Annotated in this window: 23 protein-coding genes and 1 pseudogene; 14 read left to right on the top strand and 10 right to left on the bottom strand. The window is 41.7% G+C overall.

The genetic code is table 11. The features are described from left to right. The 6 genes from BLQ05_RS13830 to BLQ05_RS11930 form a co-directional block, all read left to right on the top strand. Positions 1-186 (top strand): GIY-YIG nuclease family protein (locus BLQ05_RS13830; RefSeq protein ID WP_483299152.1); only part of this gene is annotated, 186 nt, incomplete at its 5' end. A gap of 271 nt (positions 187-457) precedes the next feature. Further along, positions 458-658 (top strand): hypothetical protein, encoded by a 201-nt coding sequence (locus BLQ05_RS11955; protein ID WP_035655076.1) that lies wholly within the window; start codon positions 458-460, stop codon positions 656-658. After that, positions 658-954 (top strand): thioredoxin, encoded by a 297-nt coding sequence (gene trxA / locus BLQ05_RS11950; RefSeq protein ID WP_023577682.1) that lies wholly within the window; start codon positions 658-660, stop codon positions 952-954. The genes BLQ05_RS11955 and trxA overlap by 1 nt, the downstream gene beginning before the upstream one ends. 55 nt (positions 955-1,009) lie before the next feature. Beyond that, positions 1,010-1,222: a YgaP family membrane protein gene (locus BLQ05_RS11945; protein WP_023577681.1), complete on the top strand. Its 213-nt coding sequence runs from the start codon at positions 1,010-1,012 to the stop codon at positions 1,220-1,222. Continuing rightward, positions 1,215-1,406 (top strand): hypothetical protein, encoded by a 192-nt coding sequence (locus BLQ05_RS11940; protein WP_035655075.1) that lies wholly within the window; start codon positions 1,215-1,217, stop codon positions 1,404-1,406. Before BLQ05_RS11945 ends, BLQ05_RS11940 begins: the two co-directional genes overlap by 8 nt. Positions 1,407-2,052: 646 nt before the next feature. Further along, positions 2,053-2,289: a hypothetical protein gene (locus BLQ05_RS11930; protein ID WP_023577678.1), complete on the top strand. Its 237-nt coding sequence runs from the start codon at positions 2,053-2,055 to the stop codon at positions 2,287-2,289. Here BLQ05_RS11930 and BLQ05_RS11925 read toward each other — a convergent pair. Beyond that, a complete protein-coding gene (locus BLQ05_RS11925; protein WP_023577677.1) occupies positions 2,279-2,749 on the bottom strand; it encodes a hypothetical protein in 471 nt (156 codons plus the stop codon). The genes BLQ05_RS11930 and BLQ05_RS11925 overlap by 11 nt on opposite strands. A 2-nt stretch (positions 2,750-2,751) precedes the next feature. Further along, positions 2,752-3,018 (bottom strand): helix-turn-helix domain-containing protein, encoded by a 267-nt coding sequence (locus tag BLQ05_RS11920; protein WP_051365788.1) that lies wholly within the window; start codon positions 3,016-3,018, stop codon positions 2,752-2,754. 318 nt (positions 3,019-3,336) lie between these two features. On the opposite strand from BLQ05_RS11920, the gene BLQ05_RS11915 reads away from it, so the two are divergent. The 6 genes and pseudogenes from BLQ05_RS11915 to BLQ05_RS11895 all read left to right on the top strand — a co-directional run bounded on the left by BLQ05_RS11915 (position 3,337) and on the right by BLQ05_RS11895 (position 7,098). Then, positions 3,337-4,626, top strand: coding sequence for an NAD-dependent succinate-semialdehyde dehydrogenase (locus BLQ05_RS11915; RefSeq protein WP_074460141.1), 1,290 nt, complete (start codon positions 3,337-3,339; stop codon positions 4,624-4,626). A gap of 109 nt (positions 4,627-4,735) precedes the next feature. Further along, entirely contained in the window at positions 4,736-4,945 is a 210-nt protein-coding gene (locus tag BLQ05_RS13880) for a hypothetical protein (protein WP_238321157.1), read from the top strand. Continuing rightward, positions 4,885-5,160: pseudogene (locus tag BLQ05_RS13875) on the top strand (endonuclease domain-containing protein); the annotation flags it as partial. The gene BLQ05_RS13880 and the pseudogene BLQ05_RS13875, both read left to right, overlap by 61 nt. 272 nt (positions 5,161-5,432) lie before the next feature. Further along, complete coding sequence (locus tag BLQ05_RS11905; protein ID WP_023577672.1) at positions 5,433-5,936, top strand: nuclear transport factor 2 family protein; 504 nt, start codon at positions 5,433-5,435, stop codon at positions 5,934-5,936. 121 nt (positions 5,937-6,057) lie between these two features. Then, positions 6,058-6,495, top strand: coding sequence for a hypothetical protein (locus tag BLQ05_RS11900; RefSeq protein ID WP_023577671.1), 438 nt, complete (start codon positions 6,058-6,060; stop codon positions 6,493-6,495). Between the two features lie 18 nt (positions 6,496-6,513). Continuing rightward, positions 6,514-7,098: a globin family protein gene (locus tag BLQ05_RS11895; protein ID WP_023577670.1), complete on the top strand. Its 585-nt coding sequence runs from the start codon at positions 6,514-6,516 to the stop codon at positions 7,096-7,098. A 65-nt stretch (positions 7,099-7,163) separates the two neighbouring features. Here the strand turns inward: BLQ05_RS11895 and BLQ05_RS11890 are convergent, their stop codons facing one another. Further along, a complete protein-coding gene (locus BLQ05_RS11890) occupies positions 7,164-8,108 on the bottom strand; it encodes an L-threonine 3-dehydrogenase (protein WP_023577669.1) in 945 nt (314 codons plus the stop codon). A 166-nt stretch (positions 8,109-8,274) separates the two neighbouring features. Here BLQ05_RS11890 and BLQ05_RS11885 point away from each other — a divergent pair, with 166 nt between their 5' ends. Together BLQ05_RS11885 and mfd are read left to right on the top strand one after the other, a co-directional pair. After that, positions 8,275-8,871, top strand: coding sequence for a hypothetical protein (locus BLQ05_RS11885; RefSeq protein ID WP_023577668.1), 597 nt, complete (start codon positions 8,275-8,277; stop codon positions 8,869-8,871). Positions 8,872-8,989: 118 nt separating this feature from the next. Then, on the top strand, positions 8,990-12,346 hold the full coding sequence (mfd, locus tag BLQ05_RS11880; RefSeq protein WP_238321158.1) for a transcription-repair coupling factor: 3,357 nt from the start codon (positions 8,990-8,992) through the stop codon (positions 12,344-12,346). 152 nt (positions 12,347-12,498) lie between these two features. Here mfd and pgi read toward each other — a convergent pair whose 3' ends face one another. The 7 genes from pgi to BLQ05_RS11840 all read right to left on the bottom strand — a co-directional run bounded on the left by pgi (position 12,499) and on the right by BLQ05_RS11840 (position 21,556). Then, on the bottom strand, positions 12,499-14,100 hold the full coding sequence (pgi, locus tag BLQ05_RS11875; protein ID WP_035655072.1) for a glucose-6-phosphate isomerase: 1,602 nt from the start codon (positions 14,098-14,100) through the stop codon (positions 12,499-12,501). Further along, entirely contained in the window at positions 14,100-15,335 is a 1,236-nt protein-coding gene (locus BLQ05_RS11870; RefSeq protein WP_023577665.1) for a peptidoglycan DD-metalloendopeptidase family protein, read from the bottom strand. Before BLQ05_RS11870 ends, pgi begins: the two co-directional genes overlap by 1 nt. Positions 15,336-15,362: 27 nt before the next feature. Further along, entirely contained in the window at positions 15,363-16,289 is a 927-nt protein-coding gene (locus tag BLQ05_RS11865) for a tryptophan 2,3-dioxygenase family protein (RefSeq protein WP_023577664.1), read from the bottom strand. Continuing rightward, positions 16,289-17,080, bottom strand: a complete 792-nt coding sequence (locus BLQ05_RS11860; RefSeq protein WP_035655071.1) for a DUF3108 domain-containing protein — start codon at positions 17,078-17,080, stop codon at positions 16,289-16,291. Before BLQ05_RS11860 ends, BLQ05_RS11865 begins: the two co-directional genes overlap by 1 nt. Before the next feature lie 298 nt (positions 17,081-17,378). After that, complete coding sequence (gene hppD, locus BLQ05_RS11855; RefSeq protein ID WP_023577663.1) at positions 17,379-18,539, bottom strand: 4-hydroxyphenylpyruvate dioxygenase; 1,161 nt, start codon at positions 18,537-18,539, stop codon at positions 17,379-17,381. A 171-nt stretch (positions 18,540-18,710) separates the two neighbouring features. Continuing rightward, entirely contained in the window at positions 18,711-19,868 is a 1,158-nt protein-coding gene (locus tag BLQ05_RS11850) for a homogentisate 1,2-dioxygenase (protein ID WP_023577662.1), read from the bottom strand. A gap of 242 nt (positions 19,869-20,110) precedes the next feature. Next, complete coding sequence (locus tag BLQ05_RS11840) at positions 20,111-21,556, bottom strand: amino acid permease (RefSeq protein ID WP_023577660.1); 1,446 nt, start codon at positions 21,554-21,556, stop codon at positions 20,111-20,113. Positions 21,557-21,616 lie beyond the last annotated feature (60 nt).

Genomic DNA, 21,616 nt, shown 5'->3' with positions numbered 1-21,616 from the left:
GAATTCAAAAAAGCACACACCAAAATAACTGACGATTGGACTATATTTTACAAAATAATCTGCAAAGACATCTGCCAAGCAAGAAAAATCGAAAAGCACATCAAATCAATGAAAAGTAAAAAATACATTCATAACCTAAGTGTCTTTCCAGAAATAACCGTAAAACTATTAGAAAAATACACCTAAGAGGGGCCTTGTCCCGATAGCTATCGGGACGAGCCCAAGAGGGGGAGCAGAAAAAGCCTGACAGTAATGTCGGGCTTTTTTTATTTTTACACCGGAAGAACACCTGTCACAGCACAAACGGAGCAGTTTTTCATAAAGAACAAGTATCCCCCCTTCTTTCTCTACTATCTATTTTCTATCATCCATTTTCTTTTCTCCACATCCAAAGTAACAAGAGTTACATTTCCTACACTTCTATTTCGTAACTTTACGTAAACATTAAAAAATTACCATGCATACTTTTTTTCAGAACTGGCATTTCATGCGCTATTTCCGATTGGCGTTAGCGCTGCTTTTAGGCTACGAAGCCATCCGTACCCACGAATGGTTTTTCATGGCATTTGCGGCTTTTTTCCTCATACAGGCCATCTTTAACTTCGGATGCGGGCCGAGAGGTTGTGCTGTGCCCCAAAAAAGAAACAACAAACAATAATGAGCAATTTCTCAGAAATAATTAACAAAGACCAACCCGTACTGGTAGATTTTTTCGCTACCTGGTGCGGACCGTGTCAGACCCTCTCCCCGATTCTCAAACAAGTCAAAGACGAATTGGGCGACAGCGTTTCAATACTGAAAATCGATGTCGATAAGAATCAGGCCATCGCAGCACAGTTTCAGGTGCGCGGGGTACCCACCATGTTGCTGTTCAAAAACGGAAAGCAACTGTGGCGGCAGTCAGGCGTACTATCGAAGAACGATCTGATTAGTGTTATAAAACAACACAGTTAACTACCATCCTGAGTCTGTCGAAGGACCAAAACAAAACCATTAAACAAGAATAATTATGAAAGCAAACATGGGAAAACGCGACAAATTCATCCGCATCGGAGTCGCCCTCGTTTTAGCAGTATTGGTCGCCCTGGAAATTATCACCGGCACCCTTGCCTTTGTGGCATTAGGCGTCGGCATTGTTTTTCTGCTGACCAGTTTTATGAGTTTCTGTCCGTTATACACACTATTAGGCATAAATACCTGTAAGAAACAAACCAATGAATAAAAAAACAGTACTGCTTTGGTTGGCCGGCGGCGTCTTGGGCGCTGCGGGAGGTTATTTCTATTTCCTTTACTTTGGATGCGAGGGCTCGTGTGCCATCACCTCAAGTCCGGTAAACAGTACGCTCTACGGAAGTGTTATGGGCGGGCTTCTGCTTTCCATGTTCGATACAAAGAAGAAAAAATAAACCGTTTACGGTTATTCAATATACTACAACCCTTGCTTATGCAGGGGTTTTTTGATTCCCCTCCTTTGGAGGGGTGCCCGTAGGGCGGGGTGGCTGACTACAAAAGTCATTCTGCTTCCTATTTAGTGTTGCAAAAAAATAATTTTTAAATTTTTGCAACAAAAACTGTGTCAAAAATTTTATTCTGAAAAAAAAGTCACAACTTTCGTTGCAAAAAAAATATTTTAAAAAAATTGCAACAACCATTACTCCGTTTGCTTTAACTCTTGCCATACGAAGATCTTCTTTATTTTTTCTGAAATTCCTTCCGAAGATAAATTCCGCAAAGAACGAAACGGTAGAATTACCCTCCTCCGGAGGGGTGCCCAAAGAGCGAGGCGGTTAACTACAAAAGCATCCAATAACTCAAATTTCCAATTCCAAACCCGTTAATAAAAAGATTTTTTTGAGGTCAATTGTAGGCAGGTCAATTGTAGGCGTAAACATAATTTTAAAAACTATGAATATTCAGGAAAAATTTGGTTTAAAAGTGAAACAGCTAAGGGAAGAAAAAGGCTTCTCCATTGAGTATTTAGCCAATGTTTCCAATGTAGACAGAAACTAGATCTCCGATATAGAAAAAAGTATTAATACAAAATTAAAAATCATGAAAATTAATGAAATTATTGATGAATTAGAAAATTATCCAAACAAAGGATTTCAATTAACTAAGAGAAAAGGAATGCTAACCTCAACATGGTTAATCTATAAAAAAGGTGATTTTTATTATTACTTTGATATAAATGAAAAAATTGAATTTATAAAAAAATATAAATACTCAAAAGAGGAGATACTCAATGAACTCGAACATTCATCATTTATGATAGAAGAAATTATAGATTAATCTGATATTGAATTCTTCTATTTTTAATTTTTAGTTCTAACTCATCAATCGTTAAGAAAGCATAAGACGAGCCTTTTTCATTTAAGCTTACAAAACAAAATCTAAATCTGTCTCCTAAAATTTTTCCAAAATTAAATTCATTTTCAGTTGCGCCAAAAAAGAAACCCTTAGGATTATCCGGTAAATATTTTTTAGTCGTTTTCAACTCAATTAAAAGTATATCTTCCAAATAGGTTTGAACAAAATCAGTATCGATATTTCTGCCTACCATTGAAGGCACATAAATTAAATCAAAAGCTTGCAAAAATCTATGTTCGATTTTCAACAAATCGAGCAATTCCTTTTTTGTTGCTAAATCTATCTTGAAAAAACCTGTGAAATTTTCTATTAGATAATTTACGCCTTCTTTTTCAGTAACATTATTAGATAATGTCAATACAAATGAGTGCTTTCTTGACATTATTATTCTGATTTTAATTCATAATCACTAAAACTATGATTTGGGTTAATTGATTCGAAATCCAAAAGCTCAGAAAGATTAACTTCAAAAATTTTAGCAAAGATTGCCATATTAGTAAGGGAAATATTTCTCTCTCCTCTTTCAATCATACCGATATAAGTTCTGTGAAAACCAGTCAAAAAAGATAATTTTTCCTGACTAATCCCTTTTTCAAGCCTTAATTGCTTAATTCTGTCCCCAAATTCTTTAAGTAAAAACTTATTTGTCATTGAGTAAAACTATACATATTGTATGCTTAGGTCAACCGACAATAAGTATCATTATTCAAAGTCAAAATTTCAATCATACTTCAAAAACAACTTTCATATCAACCTTCCTAGTGTCATGGCAACACCAAAGTAACATCATTGTTATTCCATACATACCATACCTCATCCCTCCCAAATTCCAAATCCCTACTACTCCGACTTAAAGCCGTGGATACTCCGAGGATAGTTCGAGTACAACCCGAGAAAGCCCCGAGCAAGCAAAAACCAAAACAGGTTTCAGACAAAAACCGTAACTTTACCTTTCACAACGGTATTGTCATGCAAACAAAAATAAACACGGCACAGGAAGCCTTCGGGTACTGGAAAGCCATGCCGCTCCAAGAGCGCATCGGTCTGGTAGACAACCTCAAAAAGGTACTCCACGAAAACCGGCTCCATTATGCGACACTTATCACACAGGAAATGGGCAAACCCATCACGCAATCCCTTGCCGAAGTCGACAAATGCGGCGTACTCTGCGAGTATTATAGCGAGAACGCTGCTGCCCTACTGCAAACCAAACACATCAAAACCGAAGCGCAGGAAAGTTTCGTAACCTACGAACCCTTGGGCGTCCTCTTGGGCGTCATGCCATGGAACTTCCCGTTCTGGCAGGTGTTTCGTTTCGCGATTCCGTCCATCCTTGCCGGAAATGTCGTGATGGTCAAACACGCGAGCAACGTACCCCAATCTGCCGAAAGCATCGAAGCCCTGTTTATGGAAAGCGATTTCCCCATTGGTGTATATCAAAACCTGCATCTTCCAAGTGATAAAGTCGCGGAAGTCATCGCCCACCCCGAAATCAAAGCCGTTTCCCTAACCGGAAGTGAAGCCGCCGGAAGTGCCGTAGCCGCTCAGGCGGGAAAATACCTGAAAAAATCCTTATTGGAACTCGGGGGCAGCAACGCCTTTATCGTTTGCGAAGACGCCAATCTGGACAAAGCGGTGGCTATAGCCGTAAACGCCCGCATGCAGAATGCCGGACAGAGCTGTATTGCCGCCAAACGCTTCCTGATTCAGAAAACCGTTTTCGCCACCTTCACCGAAAAATACAAACTGGCCGTAAGCCAACTCAAAGTCGGCGACCCGATGAACACCGAAACGCAAATCGGACCCCTCGCCCGTCTTGACTTAGCCGTAGAGCTGGAAAAACAAGTCAACCAATCCATCGCCATGGGCGCCAAAGTTATTTTGGGCGGAAAACGGAAAGACGCTTTCTACGAACCCACACTATTGGTTGATGTCACACCCGAAATGCCGGTTTTCAAAGAAGAAACTTTCGGACCCGTCGCTGCATTATTGGCGTTCGACAGCTTAAACGAAGCCATCGCAATCAGCAACCAGTCCGAATTCGGTTTGGGGGTTTCCATCTTCACCGAAGATATTAATTACATCAGAAACCGCATCAACGAATTCCACGAGGGCGCCGTATTCATCAACGAAATGGTCAAATCCGATCCGCGATTACCGTTTGGAGGCATTAAAAAATCCGGTTACGGAAGGGAATTATCCGAAGAAGGCATCAAGGAATTTGTCAATATAAAAACGGTAGTAATTAATCGGTCTTAAATTCCCCTCCTTTGGAGGGGTGCCCGCAGGGCGGGGTGGTTTACCCATAATGAAATTACCCCATAAAATAATTTCATTAAACACAACAATAACATACAAGCCATACAAAATGAATCCGCCAATACTAACCCAAATTAACGGAATCCCCATAAAAAGGAATTTCGTAACAGACCTTCCCTATAACCCGGCTCTGGTTCACAGAGCAAAAGCCTCAGAAAAGCAGGCCATTTTCCTGAAGTCGTCTTTTGGAGACAGGTACGAAACAAAACCTTTTGGAACATTGATTTCGATCGGCAGCGCATCATCGGAAGCTATATAGTCGATTTTTACGTGAAAGCTTTGGGGCTAATCATTGAAATTGACGGGGAAAGTCACAACACTAAGGAAGAATACGATGAAAAACGTGAAGTCTTTCTGATTTCATTAGGACTAAAACTCTTCAAAACCTCCAATCACAAAATACTTCATGATACCGACAACGTTATGAAGGATTTGGAACAATTTATTATCGATTCATTTGGGGTGAAAAAATAGTTTCAAAGCGAATGGCTTGGGCTAATTTGGATTCCTTATTCCTGCTGTACGCTAAATCTTTTGCTCCTCTCGTAAAAAACGAAATCCACAAAAGGATACCGCTACCATCAGGGCTGTTTAGTTGGCTTTAAAACCTTTGGGAGTCTCTGAAAACATTTGCTGTTAATCGGAATTTCAATGTTGTATCCGAAAAAACCACCCCACCCTACGGGCACCCCTCCAAAGGAGGGGAAATGAAAAACTTTGCGTAAATTGCTATAAAATTAAACCTCATGAAAAAACTATTTTTACTGCTTGCCACCCTAACGCTGATTTCCGGTAAAATCTCGGCACAAAAACACCAGTCCGACAAACAAGCCATCACCACGGTACTGGACAATTGGCACAAAGCCGCGGCGGAAGGCAATTTCAACAACTATTTCGGCGCCATGTCGAACGAATCGATCTTCATCGGCACCGACGCCACAGAAAACTGGAACAAAAAACAGTTTCAGGACTTTGCCAAACCGTATTTCGATAAAGGCGCTGCGTGGAATTTCAAACCCTTAAACCGCAATATCTATTTCGATGCCTCCGGCAAAACAGCCTGGTTTAATGAATTACTGGATACGTGGATGAAAATCTGTCAGGGCTCCGGCGTAATGGTGAAGGAAAAAGGCGTATGGAAGATCAAACATTACGTACTCTCAGCCACCGTACCGAACGATAACATTAATGAGGTCGTTAAGATTAAAGCACCTATCGAAGATGCCCTGATTCAGCAACTCAAAAAGTAATCCTCCGAAAACCTGTTCTACCGAGCAGGTTTTTTTATTTCTATATTTTTTTTTCAATCCTGTAAAACCAACTGGGCTTTTTTCTCGTAGATAACCAAACGAACACAAAAAGACAACAGGTATGAAAATCAATAAAACCGTAAAATGGATAGCAGGCAGTATCCTAGGAACCATCGCGCTGCTTTTTATCGTATTGGTGGTACATATCGCTACCGCAAAACCGATACAGATTGACAATGCCACACTGCAAATCAGCCGCATCGACTTTAAAGAACCAATCGACTCGCTCAAGGCGAAAGAAATTCACCGCCATTTAAAATCGATTCCGGGGGTTAAAAACGACCGACTGAACAAAGAAACCGGCGTATTGGTCTACTTCCACGACAACCGCATTACCGACTCCGAAAGAGTGTACCATCTTTTGATGGCCAAAGGAAATTACAAGGCCGAACGCTTTACGATCTCCAATGAAACCGCATCGAAAAAAGTCTGCCCGGCAATGAACACCAACAGCTTCAGCTTCAAATTCTCAAGAGGAATCCAACGAATTTTTAATTAATCTATAAATACTATTCTTATGAAAAAGCTATCAAAAATCGCGCTTTTAGTACTGTTCACCGGAACAGCCGTATGCTTCACATCGTGTAATGATGACGATGACACTGCAATGACACCCGCAGAAAGAACCTTATACCAGAAACTGGGCGGGACCACCATGGTGGCCGATCCGAACAATCCGGGTCAGATGATCGAACAAGGGCGTTTGAGTTACCGTTCGGTGGTAGACAGTACCATTACATTAATTGTAGCTGATATCGTAGCTGGTTCGGAAGGTAATCTGGGTGCTCATTTTGCACCGATTGTAGCCGAAGTATCCAGCGGCAACGCCACCAATGTAGCCGTACTGAGCGACAACTTAACCGATTTCTTTTCGGCCAATACCGGAGGAGGTGCCACCAATACCTACACGGGCTTAAACATGGTGGATGCGCACAACCCGGATACCAATCCAAGAATGGGAACTACCGCTACCGATGCCAATTATGATAAATTCATCGGCTATGTGGGTGCCGCTGCCGGTTTGAACGGAGTTACCGATACAGGAATAATTAATGAGGTTGTTGCGGTTTTGGAGTCGTTGAGAGCTCCGATTGTGCAATAATTTGTGTTTGGTTTTTAATGCAGAAACGCTACCCGAACAGGTAGCGTTTCTTTTATTTTCATTTCTTATTTTTTGGCTAAATTCTCCAGCATTACCGAAGTCATTCGTTCCATATCGAAATCGTGCTGCCAGCCCCAATCGGTTCTTGCATATGAATCATCTATACTTGCCGGCCAGCTGTCGGCAATCGCCTGACGGAAATCGGGCGCATAATCAATGGTAAATTCCGGAATGTGTTTCTTAATCGATTCCGCAATCTCTTTCGGCGTAAAACTCACCGCCGACAAATTGTACGAAGAACGGATTTTGATCTTTTCCGCCGGGGCCTGCATGATACTGATGGTCGCTTTAATGGCATCGTCCATATACATCATCGGTAAACCGGTATTTTCCGAAAGGAAGCAGGTGAATTTTTTATCTTCCAACGCTTTGTAGTAGATATCCACGGCATAATCCGTAGTACCGCCACCGGGAGGCGACGTCCAGGAAATCAATCCGGGATAACGGATGCTTCGCACATCCACGCCATATTGTTTGTTATAATACTCACACCAACGTTCTCCGGACTGTTTCGAAATGCCGTATACTGTCGAAGGTTCCATAACAGTGTATTGAGGTGTGTTGTTTCTTGGTGTTGTAGGTCCGAAAACCGCGATACTGGAAGGCCAGAAAATCTTTTGAATTTTACCGGCTTTCGCCAAATTAAGCACGTGAAACAACGAATTCATGTTCAGATCCCAGGCAAAAGCAGGGTTCTTTTCTGCTGTAGCCGAAAGCAAAGCCGCCATCAGATACACATCGGTGATTTGATATTTCTCAATAAGATGTTCTATCTGATTGTAATCTAAAGCGTTAACCACTTCGAAAATTCCGTTTTTTACCACGTCATTTTCCAGTTTTCGGATATCGGATGCGACAACATTATCCACTCCGTAAGTGGCTCGCAGCTTGGCTGTCAGTTCGGTACCAATCTGTCCGCAAGCGCCAATGATTAAGATTTTCGTGCTCATTTGTGTTCGTTTGTTACTTACAAAGATACTCTTTTGACAAAAATTACGAATCGCTTTTCATTCCGAAAATTCACAATTCACAAAAAACAGATTTTTAGTTAACATAATCCTATCAAAAAAAGGAGTTTACAATAACATTTGTAAATTTGCTTTCTAAACTCGAACTATGAACATCAAGTCTTCGCTGTTACTTTTACTATCACTTGTGCTTTTTTCCTGCAACGACAAGGACGAACGAATGGCCGACAGTGGCAAAGCAGCCAAACATAACGATTCGGTATTTGCCATCATCAATCAAAACTGGAAGTTCAACATTCCGCCAGTAGCACCAAAAGTACAGGCCAACATCAGCAGCTGGCAAAGATGGCGTGTTTTTAATCAGGAACTCCAGCAAAAACCGAAAAGTTCTCTGACCGCCTTCCGTCTGAAAGCCAAGAACCTAAGCGCTAAAGCCGATTCGTTAAGCGTTGGTATTCCGAAAATGTTCGACAAACCAGCTGTAAAAAGCCGTATTTCGACATTGAACACCAAACTGAAATCGTTGGACACCTTTATTTCACTGGAATACATCCCCACCAAAAAAGTCATCACGATTATTCAGGATATTTCCACGGAAGTCATCTCCATACAGAATCAGATGAATGAGATTATCGTAAAAAGCGAAATCCCGAAAGAGGAAGGCGAAGCGATCATGCTTCAGGCACTCGACACCACGCGTCATGCCCGACGTGAACTTCAGGAAGCACCACAAATTAAGGAATAAATCACAGTAGCAGCAGTAATAAGATATCTTGAAAACCGACATCCAAAATACCTATCATAAATCGGCGAAAGTCGCCCAGATTGCGGAACAATTGCAAAAACGCGAATCGAAAATCCAAATGAAAGGATTGATTGGGTCTTCGTTGTCGTTTGTTATCGAAGCGCTTTTCCGTAAAAACGAACTTCCATATTTACTGATTTTTCAGGATAAGGAAGAAGCGGCGTATTATCTGAACGACCTCGAAAACATGATTAACGATCAGGATGTGTTGTTTTATCCCGGTTCCTACCGTCGTCCGTATCAGATTGAAGAAACCGATAATGCCAATGTTTTGTTGCGTGCCGAAGTACTCAACCGCATCAACTCGCGAAAAAAACCGGCCATTATCGTTACCTATCCCGATGCACTTTTCGAAAAAGTGGTGACCCGAAAGGAATTGGACAAAAACACATTGAAAGTAGCCGTTGGCGATTCCATTTCCATTGATTTCATTAATGAAGTCTTGTTCGAATACAACTTCAAACGCGTGGATTTCGTTTCCGAACCGGGCGAATTTTCCGTACGAGGCGGAATCATCGACGTCTTTTCGTTTTCCAATGACAATCCATACCGCATCGAATTTTTCGGTAATGAAGTGGACACCATCCGGAGTTTTGATGTCGAAACCCAGCTTTCCATCGAAAAACAGAAGAAAATCAGCATCATCCCGAATGTCGAGAACAAATTCCTGAAAGAGAACCGTGAGAGTTTTCTCGATTACATCAATCCGCAAACAGTACTTTTCCTTCAGAATACCGATTTGCTCTTGTCGCAATTGGACAAGTTGTTCGGAAAAGCCACGGAAGCGTTTGATAAACTATCCAAAGATATTCAGCACGCCGCACCGGAAGCGATGTTTTTGAACCAACAGGCGTTTGTGAAAAAAGCACTGGATTTCACTTTAGTCGAATTGGCCTCCAAACATCCAATTTTCCGCGCCGAAAAAACGTTCGAATTTCACATCCAGCCGCAACCGTCGTTCAACAAACAATTTGATTTACTATTGAACAACCTAAACGACAATCATTTTAACGGTATCAAGAATTATCTGTTCTGTTCCAATGATGGACAGGCCAAGCGTTTCCACGATATTTTTGAAACCATCATGAGGGAAGATTATGTTCCAAATGACAGTCTTAATAAGATGGTTCTTGACGACCAAATAAAAACAATAAAAAAACCGTCAAAAAGTCTGGACGAAGCCAATCATGAGAACCTCCGCAAACAATACAAAACCATCGTTTTTCCGCTGTTTCAGGGATTTATCGATGAAGAAAACCAAATCGCCTGTTATACCGACCATCAGATTTTTGAACGCTACCACAAGTTCAATCTGAAAAACGGCTATTCGAAAAAGCAAACCATCACGCTGAAAGAGTTGAACACCCTTTCCGTAGGCGATTATGTGACGCACATCGATCACGGTATCGGGAAATTTGGCGGGTTACAGAAAATTCAGGTGGAAGGTAAAACGCAGGAAGCCATCAAATTGGTCTATGCCGATAACGATATTGTGTATGTGAGCATCCATTCGCTGCACAAAATTTCGAAATACAACGGAAAAGACGGTGCACCGCCTAAGATTTACAAATTAGGTTCCAGCGCCTGGAAAACTTTAAAACAGAAAACCAAAGCAAGGGTTAAACATATCGCATTCAATTTGATTCAGCTGTACGCAAAACGCCGTTTGGACAAAGGGTTCGCCTTTGCTCCCGACAGCTATTTACAGGCCGAACTGGAATCGTCGTTCATTTACGAAGACACGCCGGATCAGATGAAAGCGACACAGGAAGTGAAAATCGATATGGAAAACGACCGTCCGATGGACCGTTTGGTGTGTGGTGACGTGGGCTTCGGGAAAACGGAAGTCGCGATTCGTGCCGCCTTCAAAGCCGTGGATAACGGAAAACAGGTGGCCGTTTTGGTACCGACTACCATTTTGGCGTTTCAGCATTATAAAACCTTCCGCGAGCGTTTGAAAGACATGCCGGTGAATGTGGGCTATATCAACCGTTTCCGTTCGGCGAAACAAAAAGCGGAAACCCTAAAACAACTCGAAGAAGGGAAACTCGATATTTTGATTGGCACCCATCAATTAGTGAATAAAAATGTGATTTTCAAGGATTTGGGCTTGTTAATCGTGGACGAAGAACAGAAATTCGGCGTAAACGTAAAAGACAAACTGAAAACCATCGCCCATAACGTCGATACCCTGACACTAACCGCAACACCGATTCCGAGAACCTTACAGTTTTCACTGATGGCGGCACGGGATTTGTCTGTAATCACTACCCCGCCACCGAACCGTTATCCCATAGAAACCCAAGTGGTCGGTTTTAACGAAGAAGTCATTCGCGATGCGATTTCGTATGAGATTGAACGCGGCGGACAGGTGTATTTCATCAACAACCGAATTGAAAACATCAAGGAAATTGCGGGCATGATTCAGCGCTTGGTGCCCGGAGCAAAGGTAGGCGTCGGTCATGGTCAAATGGACGGTAAAAAACTTGAAGAACTGATGTTGGCCTTCATGGACGGCGAATTTGACGTTTTGGTAGCGACGACCATCATCGAAAGCGGTTTGGATGTACCGAATGCGAATACGATTTTCATCAACAATGCCAATAATTTCGGATTGTCCGATTTACACCAGATGCGCGGGCGTGTGGGACGAAGCAATAAAAAAGCGTTCTGTTATTTCATCTGTCCGCCCTATTCGGCGATGACGGAAGAAGCGCGAAAAAGAATTCAGGCCTTGGAACAGTTCAGTGAACTGGGTAGTGGCTTCAATATCGCCATGAAAGATTTGGAAATTCGTGGTGCCGGTGATTTGTTGGGTGGTGAACAAAGCGGTTTCATTAACGACATCGGTTTTGACACCTATCAGAAAATCATGAACGAAGCCATCGAGGAACTGAAAGAAAATGAATTCAAGGAGTTGTATCCGGAAGAAAACGACATCGAAACCAAGGAATACGTCAAAGACATTCAGATTGATACCGATTTCGAATTGCTGTTCCCGGACGAATACATCAACAACATTTCGGAGCGTTTGAATTTGTACAACGAATTGAGCACCATCAAAACCGAAGAAGCGCTTCAAAACTATGAACAGAATTTGATTGACCGTTTCGGACCGTTGCCAAGACAGGCGATTGCGTTACTGAACAGCATCCGCATCAAATGGAAAGCGACCCATATCGGAATTGAAAAACTGGTATTGAAACAGGGAAAAATGGTAGGGTATTTTGTTTCCGACCAGCAATCCAACTTCTATCAATCGGCGAAATTCATGAAAGTGGTTCAGTTTGTACAGCAAAACGGCAATATCTGCAAAATGAAAGAGAAGGAAACCAAAAACGGCTTGCGTTTGTTGCTGACCTTTGAAAACGTGAAGTCGATAAAACGCGCGTTGGAATTAATCGAAATGATATAAAACACAAAACCTCCCGGTCTTTCGATAAGGAGGTTTTTGAATAAATAACACACGGTGCTTACTTAAAAGCTTTGTCATTGCAAAAATGACCTTTTCGCTTTTTGTAAACGTTATCGGATGTTTATCTGTTTGTTAAAAGGATGACGCCTATGTTATTTTAAAAATTGGTTTAGAAGAAATGTAGTGGAGCTGTCGTGCGAAGTTGCTTTTCCTGATTTGATTTCCTCCAGTATCGTATTTGCCAGTTGTTTGCCGTATTCGACTCCAAATTGGTCGTAACTGAAAATATTCCAGATTACCCCCTGAACAAAAATTTTGTGCTCGTACATCGCGATTAACGAACCAAGCGTTTTGGGCGTTAGTTTTTTAATCAGTAAGGTGTTTGTGGGTTTATTGCCTTCAAATCCCTTAAAAGGAGTTAAAAAGTCGTTTTGAGTGCTTTCCGCAACCCTTTTCCCCATCAGTAAGGCTTCGGTTTGGGCGAAGAAATTGGACATCAGTTTGTCGTGATGATCTTTATTGCCGTGAAGGGATTCTTTAAAACCGATAAAATCACACGGGATCAGTTTGGTTCCTTGGTGAATTAATTGAAAGAAAGCGTGTTGTGCATTACTGCCCGGTTCGCCCCAGATAATGTTTCCGGTTTGGTAATGCACCGGATTTCCGTCGCGATCCACACTTTTCCCATTACTTTCCATCACCGCCTGTTGCAGGTAGGGTGCCAGTTTTTTCAGATACTGCGAATACGGGATAACCGCTTCCGTCTCACAGCCGAAAAAGTTAGTGTACCAAATGCTCAGCAAGGCTAAAATTACCGGTATGTTTTTTTCGAAAGGTTCGTTCTTAAAATGGTCGTCCATTTCATGGGCCCCTTCGAGTAATTGTTTGAAATTATCGTAACCCACCGCCAAAGCAATGGACAATCCCACCGCACTCCACATCGAAAAGCGTCCGCCAACCCAGTCCCACATCGGGAACGTATTTTCGGAAGTGATACCGAATTCGGTTACTTTTTCACTATTGGTGGACACCGCCACGAAATGCTTCGCCACATCATCTTCCTTTGCCGACTGTAAAAACCAGTTCTTAAGCATGGTAGCATTCGAAAGGGTTTCCTGTGTCGTAAAAGTTTTGGAAACGATTACGAACAAAGTGGTTTCCGGATTTAGCTTTTTAATGGTTTCGGCAACGTGATCACCGTCGATATTGGAAACAAAATGGAGGTTCAGGTGGTTTTTGTAATACTGCAGGGCTTCCACGGCCATATCCGGACCCAAATCGGAGCCGCCAATACCGATATTCACCACATCGGTGAACGGTTTTCCGGTAAAACCTTTTTGACTTCCTGAAATAATCGCTTCGGTAAAGGATTTTATTTTTGATTGTACGGCTTGAACTTCGGTTAGGATGTTAACCCCGTCAACCAGTATGCTTTTTTCCGACGAACGCAAAGCGGTATGAAGTACTGCCCGGTTTTCGGTTACATTGATTTTATCGCCAGAGAAATAGTTCTGAATGGCCGATTTCAGCTTTACTTCCTCCACTAACTGTAAAAGCAGCTGAAGGGTTTCGGCGTTGATTCGGTTTTTGGAATAATCCAAAAGGAAATCATTCCACTGAAGGTGCAATTTTTCGGCTCTTTTGTTGTCGGCAGCAAACATTTCCTGCATTGAAGTCGGCCCCATAGTTTCGAAATGGGCGCGCAGTTTTTGCCAGGCAACAGTTCCTGTGGGATTTGTGTTTTCTAACGCCATTATTCTCCGAATTTAGCAAATGAAACACTGTCTAATTCTTTTTTCAACGGCGCACTTTCTGCCATAAAACGGGCCTTGTATTTTGGGTTCATCGGTTCCGAGTTGGGTAATTTCTGGCGCAACGGATCCACCTGAACTCCGTTTTTCCAGAATCGGTAGCAAACGTGCGGGCCAGTCGCCAAACCGGTACTTCCCACTTTACCGATCACTTGTCCCTGCTGCACGTGTTGTCCGCGACGCACCAGGATTTTAGACATGTGCAGGTATTGGGTCGAATAGGTCGAATTGTGTTTTACTTTAACGAAATTTCCGTTACCGGCGGTATAGCCCGTTTGTTCAACGGTTCCCGAGGCGGTGGTCATAATCGGCGTTCCGGTTGCCGCGGCATAATCGGTACCGTTATGGGCCTTCCAGCGCAACTGCACGGGATGGAAGCGGCTGCGGGTAAATCGGGAGGTGATGTTTACGAATTTCAGTGGGGCTTTCAGGAACATGTTTTTCAGCACTTTTCCTTCCTCATCGTAATAATCGACTCTTTTGGAATTTTCGTCCTGTTTGAACGGAAACGCATAGATTTTCTTGCCTTTGTATTCAAAATAAGAAGCCTCTACACTTTCCACTCCAAGATATTCGCCGCCTTCAAGGTATTTTTCATTGATGGTTACGGCAAATTTATCGCCTTTCTGAATTTTAAAGAAGTCGATGGACCAGGCATAAATTTTAGACAGTTCCGGAGCCAAAGCCGGAGAAACTCCTGCGCGACTCAACGTACTGGAAACCGAACCGTCGATGGCAGCGGCTATTGTTCTTCGTTTAATAACGACAGGACGCTCTTTTTTATAGACTACAGGGATAGAATCACGCAAATCCACAACAAAATAGCTCATTTTATCGGGTTGATAAATGAACACTTTTAAATCGTTGGGTGCTGTTTTATTTTGAAGTAAGGTAAAAGGTTTCCCGATTCGGATATTGCGGACATCAAAAGAATCTTTCACTTTTTCATTGATCTGATGTACTTTAGCGGCATCAAAACCTTGTTCTCCCAGAATTTTACCAAAGCTGTCGCCGGATTGGATTGTATCGTGAATGACTTTAAAATCGTTCAATCGGAAACCGAATTCGACTACAATTTTCTCTTTTTTAACTTCCGCTTTATTTGTTTTTCCCTTTTCCTCCTTATTGTTACAAGCAAATAATATTAGTGATAATAATATGATTGTGACGTATCTCAATGGTGTTGGTTTTGGTTGGTTACTGTTTTATTCTCCCCATTTTTCCAATTCTTCTTTGCTCCAAAGTTCCGGGAAAAATATCCTTCTTTGGTATTTTGGCAACATGTATTTTTTCCAATCACTGCCTCCGGTCGCTTCGTGGTTTCCGGGAACGCTCTCGATGTATTTCACTGCAGCGTTATAATGCCCCATTACCCAAGTGATGTTTACCGTTTTGTCGTAGTGACGCATGGCGGCGATCAAATCGGCATTTTGCTGATCGGCTTCGGGTAGTTGTTTGAATTTTCGCCACAAATTGATGGTATTGTATTCTTCCATCAGACTCAAAAATTCTTTTTTGTATTTTCTTTCGAACTCCAGTAATAAAAATGATTTCTCACCTGTTTTATAATCCTTTCCGGCGGCCTGCCAATACAGGTGATCAAAAGCGTGTTCGTAAGGCGTATTCCTGTCGATGGTTGCTCTGAATCGATGGTCGATAAGATTAATCAAATCCGTAGAGGCAAATTCAATCATACGGTATTGTGCACTCTGGAATCCGCTTGCCGGTGTTAAGGTATTTCGAAATTTCAGGTATTGCTCCACTTCCATACCATCGCCCATAATATCGAACGATGTGGTAAGCATATCGAAATAACGGCTAATGCGCATTAAACGTTCCGTGAAAAAATCGGTAGTCAGTTTTTCGCAATGCGACACCTGTTGGATCTCCCAAAGAATCATCTTGAACAATAACTCATTCACCTGATGGTACATGATAAACACCATTTCATCCGGCAAAGTGGTGCGTTGGATTTGCAGGTTTAAAAGCGCATCGGTTTGAATATAATCCCAATACGTAATGGGTTTTGCCCATAAAAGACCTTCTAAATGTGTTTCTGTTTTTTGATTGATGGCTTGAAACTTTTCATCAATCTGATTGATTCTATCTTTAATCTCAGGAGTAATTTCCATTATTGTTTCACTTTTACTTTAAAAGAGTTCTTTAATCCTTTAAAACCTTCCAAATCCGCTTTTAGGGAGCCGACTGCCAAACTGGCTTTTATTCGTATTGGCATTTTATTATCATCGTCTGAAATCCAGACCGTTAAACTTTCCTGTTCCTTAAAGACACGTCCCGATTGTACGTAAGGCCTGAAAACCATAGTCGGAATTATCCCGAATTTGGTATCGATATCTTCCCTGCCCAGGTATTTGAGTTTGAACTTAAAAACCTCGTCGTCAAAAAACATATCGATAAGAATGGACTCGCCCACGGCCAGTTTGTCTATTTTCGGATGGTTTCTTAAATAATAAAACGAAGATACAATATCCTGAACATTTTCGGGTACTGAAAATGTTTTTTCGGTATTATTTTTATAGTCTTTAACAAGAATGGTGTTTTTTGTCTGATTAAAAAAACCTTCCTGATTTTTGGTATATCCTCCTTCGTCAATTTTTCTGAGGTATTGGTAAGGCTGTCCGGTTTGTTTGTCGAAAATACTTTGGTAATCGTCCTGAACCTTGAAGAAAAACTTGGTCATTCCAACGGTATATCCTTTTCCGATAACGTGGTGTACTTTTTTATTGTTTCGCACCGCTTCTTTGACTTCCAAAGTGGCATACCCCGCATTCACAAGGCCGTAATGGATTCGGAATTTGAAGAATTCCCCGGTAGTAAAGGCATCTTCCTGTTTGACAGCAGTAAAAGAAACCGCCAAAACCAGTAAACCGAGAAGGGTCAGAAGTGTTGTAAATCTTTTCATTGGTTTAAATTTATAAAATTTATAACCATTAATACAATTTTCATTCCAAAAGTACTAAACAAAAAAACTCAGTCAAACAAATGACTGAGTTTTTATGCTATTAACCAACCAAAAAACTATAAATTATGAAAATTTACTAGCTCGAATGAGGGGTTATGACTTCCTCATTTTTGCGAGTGCAAATGTAGTTGGTTTTGTTGTCAAATTGCAACCAAAAAATTAACTTTAACACATTTTTAGCAAAATTTATGTTTTTAAAAGCTTCTTTTTTGCATTATATGCAATATAACCATAATTTTTATAATGTTCCTCGCAATTGTTGCTCTCTCTCGATGGACTCAAACAAGGCCTTAAAATTCCCGGCACCGAAGCCTCTCGCTCCCATTCTTTGAATAATTTCGAAGAAAAGTGTCGGACGGTCTTCCACCGGCTTGGTGAAAATCTGCAACAGATACCCTTCTTCGTCCGCGTCAATCATGATTCCCAATTTCTGAAGTTCGTTGATATCTTCTTTAAATTTGGACATGTGATCTTTCAAACGCTCCGGAATAGCATCGTAATACGCTTGTGGCGGTGTACTTAAAAATTCTATCCCACGGGCACGCATTTCGGCAACCGTTGTAAGGATGTCATCCGTAGCCACGGCAATATGTTGTACTCCTGGACCTTCGTAGAAATCCAAATATTCTTCAATTTGGGAACGTTTTTTCCCTTCTGCCGGTTCGTTGATTGGAAATTTGATGCGTCCGTTGCCGTTACTCATTACTTTGGACATCAAAGCCGAGTATTCTGTAGTAATCTGTTTGTCGTCAAACGAAAGGAAGTTCACAAACCCCATCACATCTTCGTACCATTTTACCCAGGTATTCATTTCGTTCCAACCCACGTTACCTACCATGTGGTCAACATATTTTAAGCCAACCGGAGTTGGGTTATAATCCGATTTCCATTCTTTGTAGCCTGGTAGGAACGTTCCGTTGTAGTTTTTACGCTCTACGAACATATGAACCGTTTCGCCGTAGGTGTAAATTCCGGCACGTACCACTTCACCAAACTCATCGGTTTCCACTGTGGGCTCCATGAAGACTCTTGCCCCACGTTTTGTAGTTTCTTCGAAAGCGGAACGGGCATCTTCTACCCACAACGCTACGATTTTTACCCCGTCTCCGTGTTTTTTAACGTGTTCCCCGATTGGCGAATCACTGTTCAACGCGGTGGTTAATACCAAACGGATTTTATCCTGCTTCAATACGTACGAAGCGCGGTCTTTCATTCCTGTTTCCAATCCCGCATAAGCGTGTGACTGGAATCCGAAAGCGGTTTTGTAAAAATGAGCGGCCTGTTTGGCGTTTCCAACATAGAATTCCACATAATCGGTTCCTAATAAGGGAAGGAAATCCTGTGCGCCTTCAAATATTTTTTCTAATCCGTATTCTACTGATTTTATTTCTTGTGCCATACTGTTTTATTTTTTTGGGTAACCGAAAAATGACTTTCTGTTACCGGTTGTGTTTGTTGTCTTTATCTAGCCCCGATAGCAGCGGCATCCTTTTTAGTTTAAACTTGCCCCAGCAAGTTGAAACTGAAAAGATATAGCGGATAGCGGGAATTGCTTCTAATTCTTATTATTTTACTCTAACCAGGATTGGTAATACTTATCATCGGCGATTTTCATGGCCTCTTCCGTAACCATAAGCGGCTTGAACGTATCCACCATAACAGCCAATTCCTGAGTTTCTTTTTTACCGATACTTCTTTCTGCAGCGCCCGGGTGCGGTCCGTGTGCAATACCTGCCGGATGCAAAGAAATATGTCCGACTTCGATATCGTTTCGGCTCATGAAATCACCATCCACATAATACAATACCTCATCGGCATCGATATTACTGTGGTTGTAAGGCGCAGGAATGGATTGCGGATGGTAATCGTACAATCTCGGTACAAAGGAACAAATTACAAAAGCCGCTGATTCAAACGTCTGGTGAATCGGTGGCGGAAGGTGAATCCTTCCCGTAATCGGTTCGAAATCGTGAATGGAGAAGGCATACGGATAGTTGAAACCATCATACCCCACCACATCGAAAGGGTGCGTGGCATACACCAAATCGAAAATTTCGTCTTTCTTTTTTACTTTGATGATGAATTCGCCTTTTTCGTCGTAGGTTTCCAATTCTTCCGGACGACGGATGTCGCGCTCGCAGAAAGGTGAATGCTCCAAAAGTTGTCCGAACCAGTTGCGGTATTGTTTTGGGGTATATACCGGCGCGTGGGATTCTACGATAAACAAACGATTGTCTTCGGTATCGAAATCGATTTTATAAATCATGCCGCGCGGCACCACCAAATAATCACCGTATTTGAAATCAAGATTCCCTAACATGGTTCTTAATTTCCCGGTTCCTCGGTGGATGAAGATAACCTCATCGGAATCGGTATTTTTATAAAAATAATCGGTAGTGGATTTTCTTGGTGCGGCCAGTACGATATGGCAATCGGAATTCGTCAGTACGATTTTGCGGCTTTCCAGGTAATCGTCCTGTGGCGCCACTTCAAAACCTCGCAATCGGTACGACTGGATGTTATTGGCTTTGGCGATTTTAGGCGCTACACTGTATTGGCTTCTGATTTCTTTTACTTGCGTTGGGCGGTGTTCGTGATAGGAATTGGTATACATTCCGTCAAATCCCACGGTTCCGAACAATTGCTCGTAATACAAGTCCCCGTTTTCCTTACGGAACTGTATGTGTCTTTTGTGGGGAATTTTTCCTAATTTATGATAAAATGGCATGTTCTTTTTTGTTTAAAGTTACTGTATAAAAGCTCGGCTAAGGAACTTTCTCAATTAATCAAAAAGAAAATGGCTCATTCAGGATTTCTCTTGATGAGGAATTTAAGATGTGCTAATAAACCGATCCAAGATTTATTCATAACACTACAAATATCGGAAATTTTATTGAAAATGCGCAAAATAAAAAAACCCAAAAAGAAGTTCCTTTTGGGTTTTTTTAGAAATACAATATCCTCTAAAAATTATTCATTGTTAATTTTACTGTTCTTTTTACCATAAATAAAGTAAAGAACGACACCAAGTCCCATCCAGATAAATAAACGAACCCAGCTTTCACCCGGCAATGAATACATCAAAAACAAGCACACCAAAATTCCCGCAACAGGCACAAAAGGAACCAATGGCGTTTTGAAGGCTCTTGGTACATCCGGCATTCTTTTACGCATTACCAAAACACCGATACAAACCAGAACGAAAGCCAATAACGTACCGATACTTACCATGTGACCTAAGTCGGATACCGGTACAAAACCGGCAAACAAACTTACGAATACCATAAAGAATAAGTTTGTCTTCCAAGGCGTTCTGAATTTAGCATGAATGTCTCCAAAAAAACCAGGTAACAAGCCATCCTTACTCATGGTGTAAAACACACGGCTTTGTCCCATCAACATCACCAGGATAACCGAAGTATATCCCGCTAAAATAGCAATAATAAGTCCAGTCTGCAGGAAATCATAACCTGTTTTGGCAAACGCGGTCGCGGCAGGTTTTGCGTCACCTGCAAATTCAGTATACGGCACAAGACCGGTCATTACGTGAGCGAACAAAACATACAAAACGGTACAGATAACCAAAGATCCTAAAATACCGATAGGCATCCCTTTTTGCGGATTTTTTGCTTCTTGGGCAGCCGTTGAAACCGCATCAAAACCGATGAAGGCAAAGAAAACAGTCCCCGCGCCGGCAGCAATTCCGGACCAACCAAATTCACCGAATACACCGGTGTTTTCAGGAATATAAGGAGTGTAATTGTTGACATCTATAAATTGCCAACCCAAAACAATAAATAATATTACTACTGCAACTTTTAAAACCACAAGGAAATTATTCATTGAAGCCGATTCTTTTGTCCCTCTGATTAACAACAATGACAAAATGGAAACGATGAAAATTGCAGGAAGATTGATAATCCCGCCTTCAATGACAGTTCCGTCGCTGAGTTTTAAGGTTTCCCAAGGTGAACAGATCAAATCGGGAGGCAGATGAATTCCGAATTTACTTAACAGTTCCAGAAGATATCTTGACCAACTAACCCCAACGGTCGCAGCGCCAAGAGCATATTCCAAAACCAAGTCCCAACCTATGATCCACGCCATGAACTCACCCATAGTCGCATAAGAATAGGTATAAGCACTACCGGCTACCGGTATCATCGATGCAAATTCCGCATAACATAGTCCGGCAAAAGCACATCCCACAGCCGCCAAAACAAACGACAGGGTTACCGCTGGTCCGGCATGTTCCGCAGCAGCGATCCCGGTTAATGAGAAAAGACCTGCACCAATAATCGCGCCGACACCTAAGGCTACAAGGGCACGGGAAGACAATGTTCTTTTTAAACCTTTTTCTGACTCATCCGCTTCAGACAGAAGGAGAGTTATAGATTTTCTTTTCCAGATTGACATAAATAGTATTTTTGGTATTTTAAGTTTCCAAAAATAGAGTTTTTTTGAAACATTGTTACA

It is taken from the genome of Flavobacterium saliperosum (assembly GCF_900100625.1).
Lineage (GTDB): Bacteria > Bacteroidota > Bacteroidia > Flavobacteriales > Flavobacteriaceae > Flavobacterium > Flavobacterium saliperosum.
The sequence above is the reverse complement of the archived record's forward strand: the minus strand, read 5'-3'. Positions and strand labels throughout refer to the sequence as shown.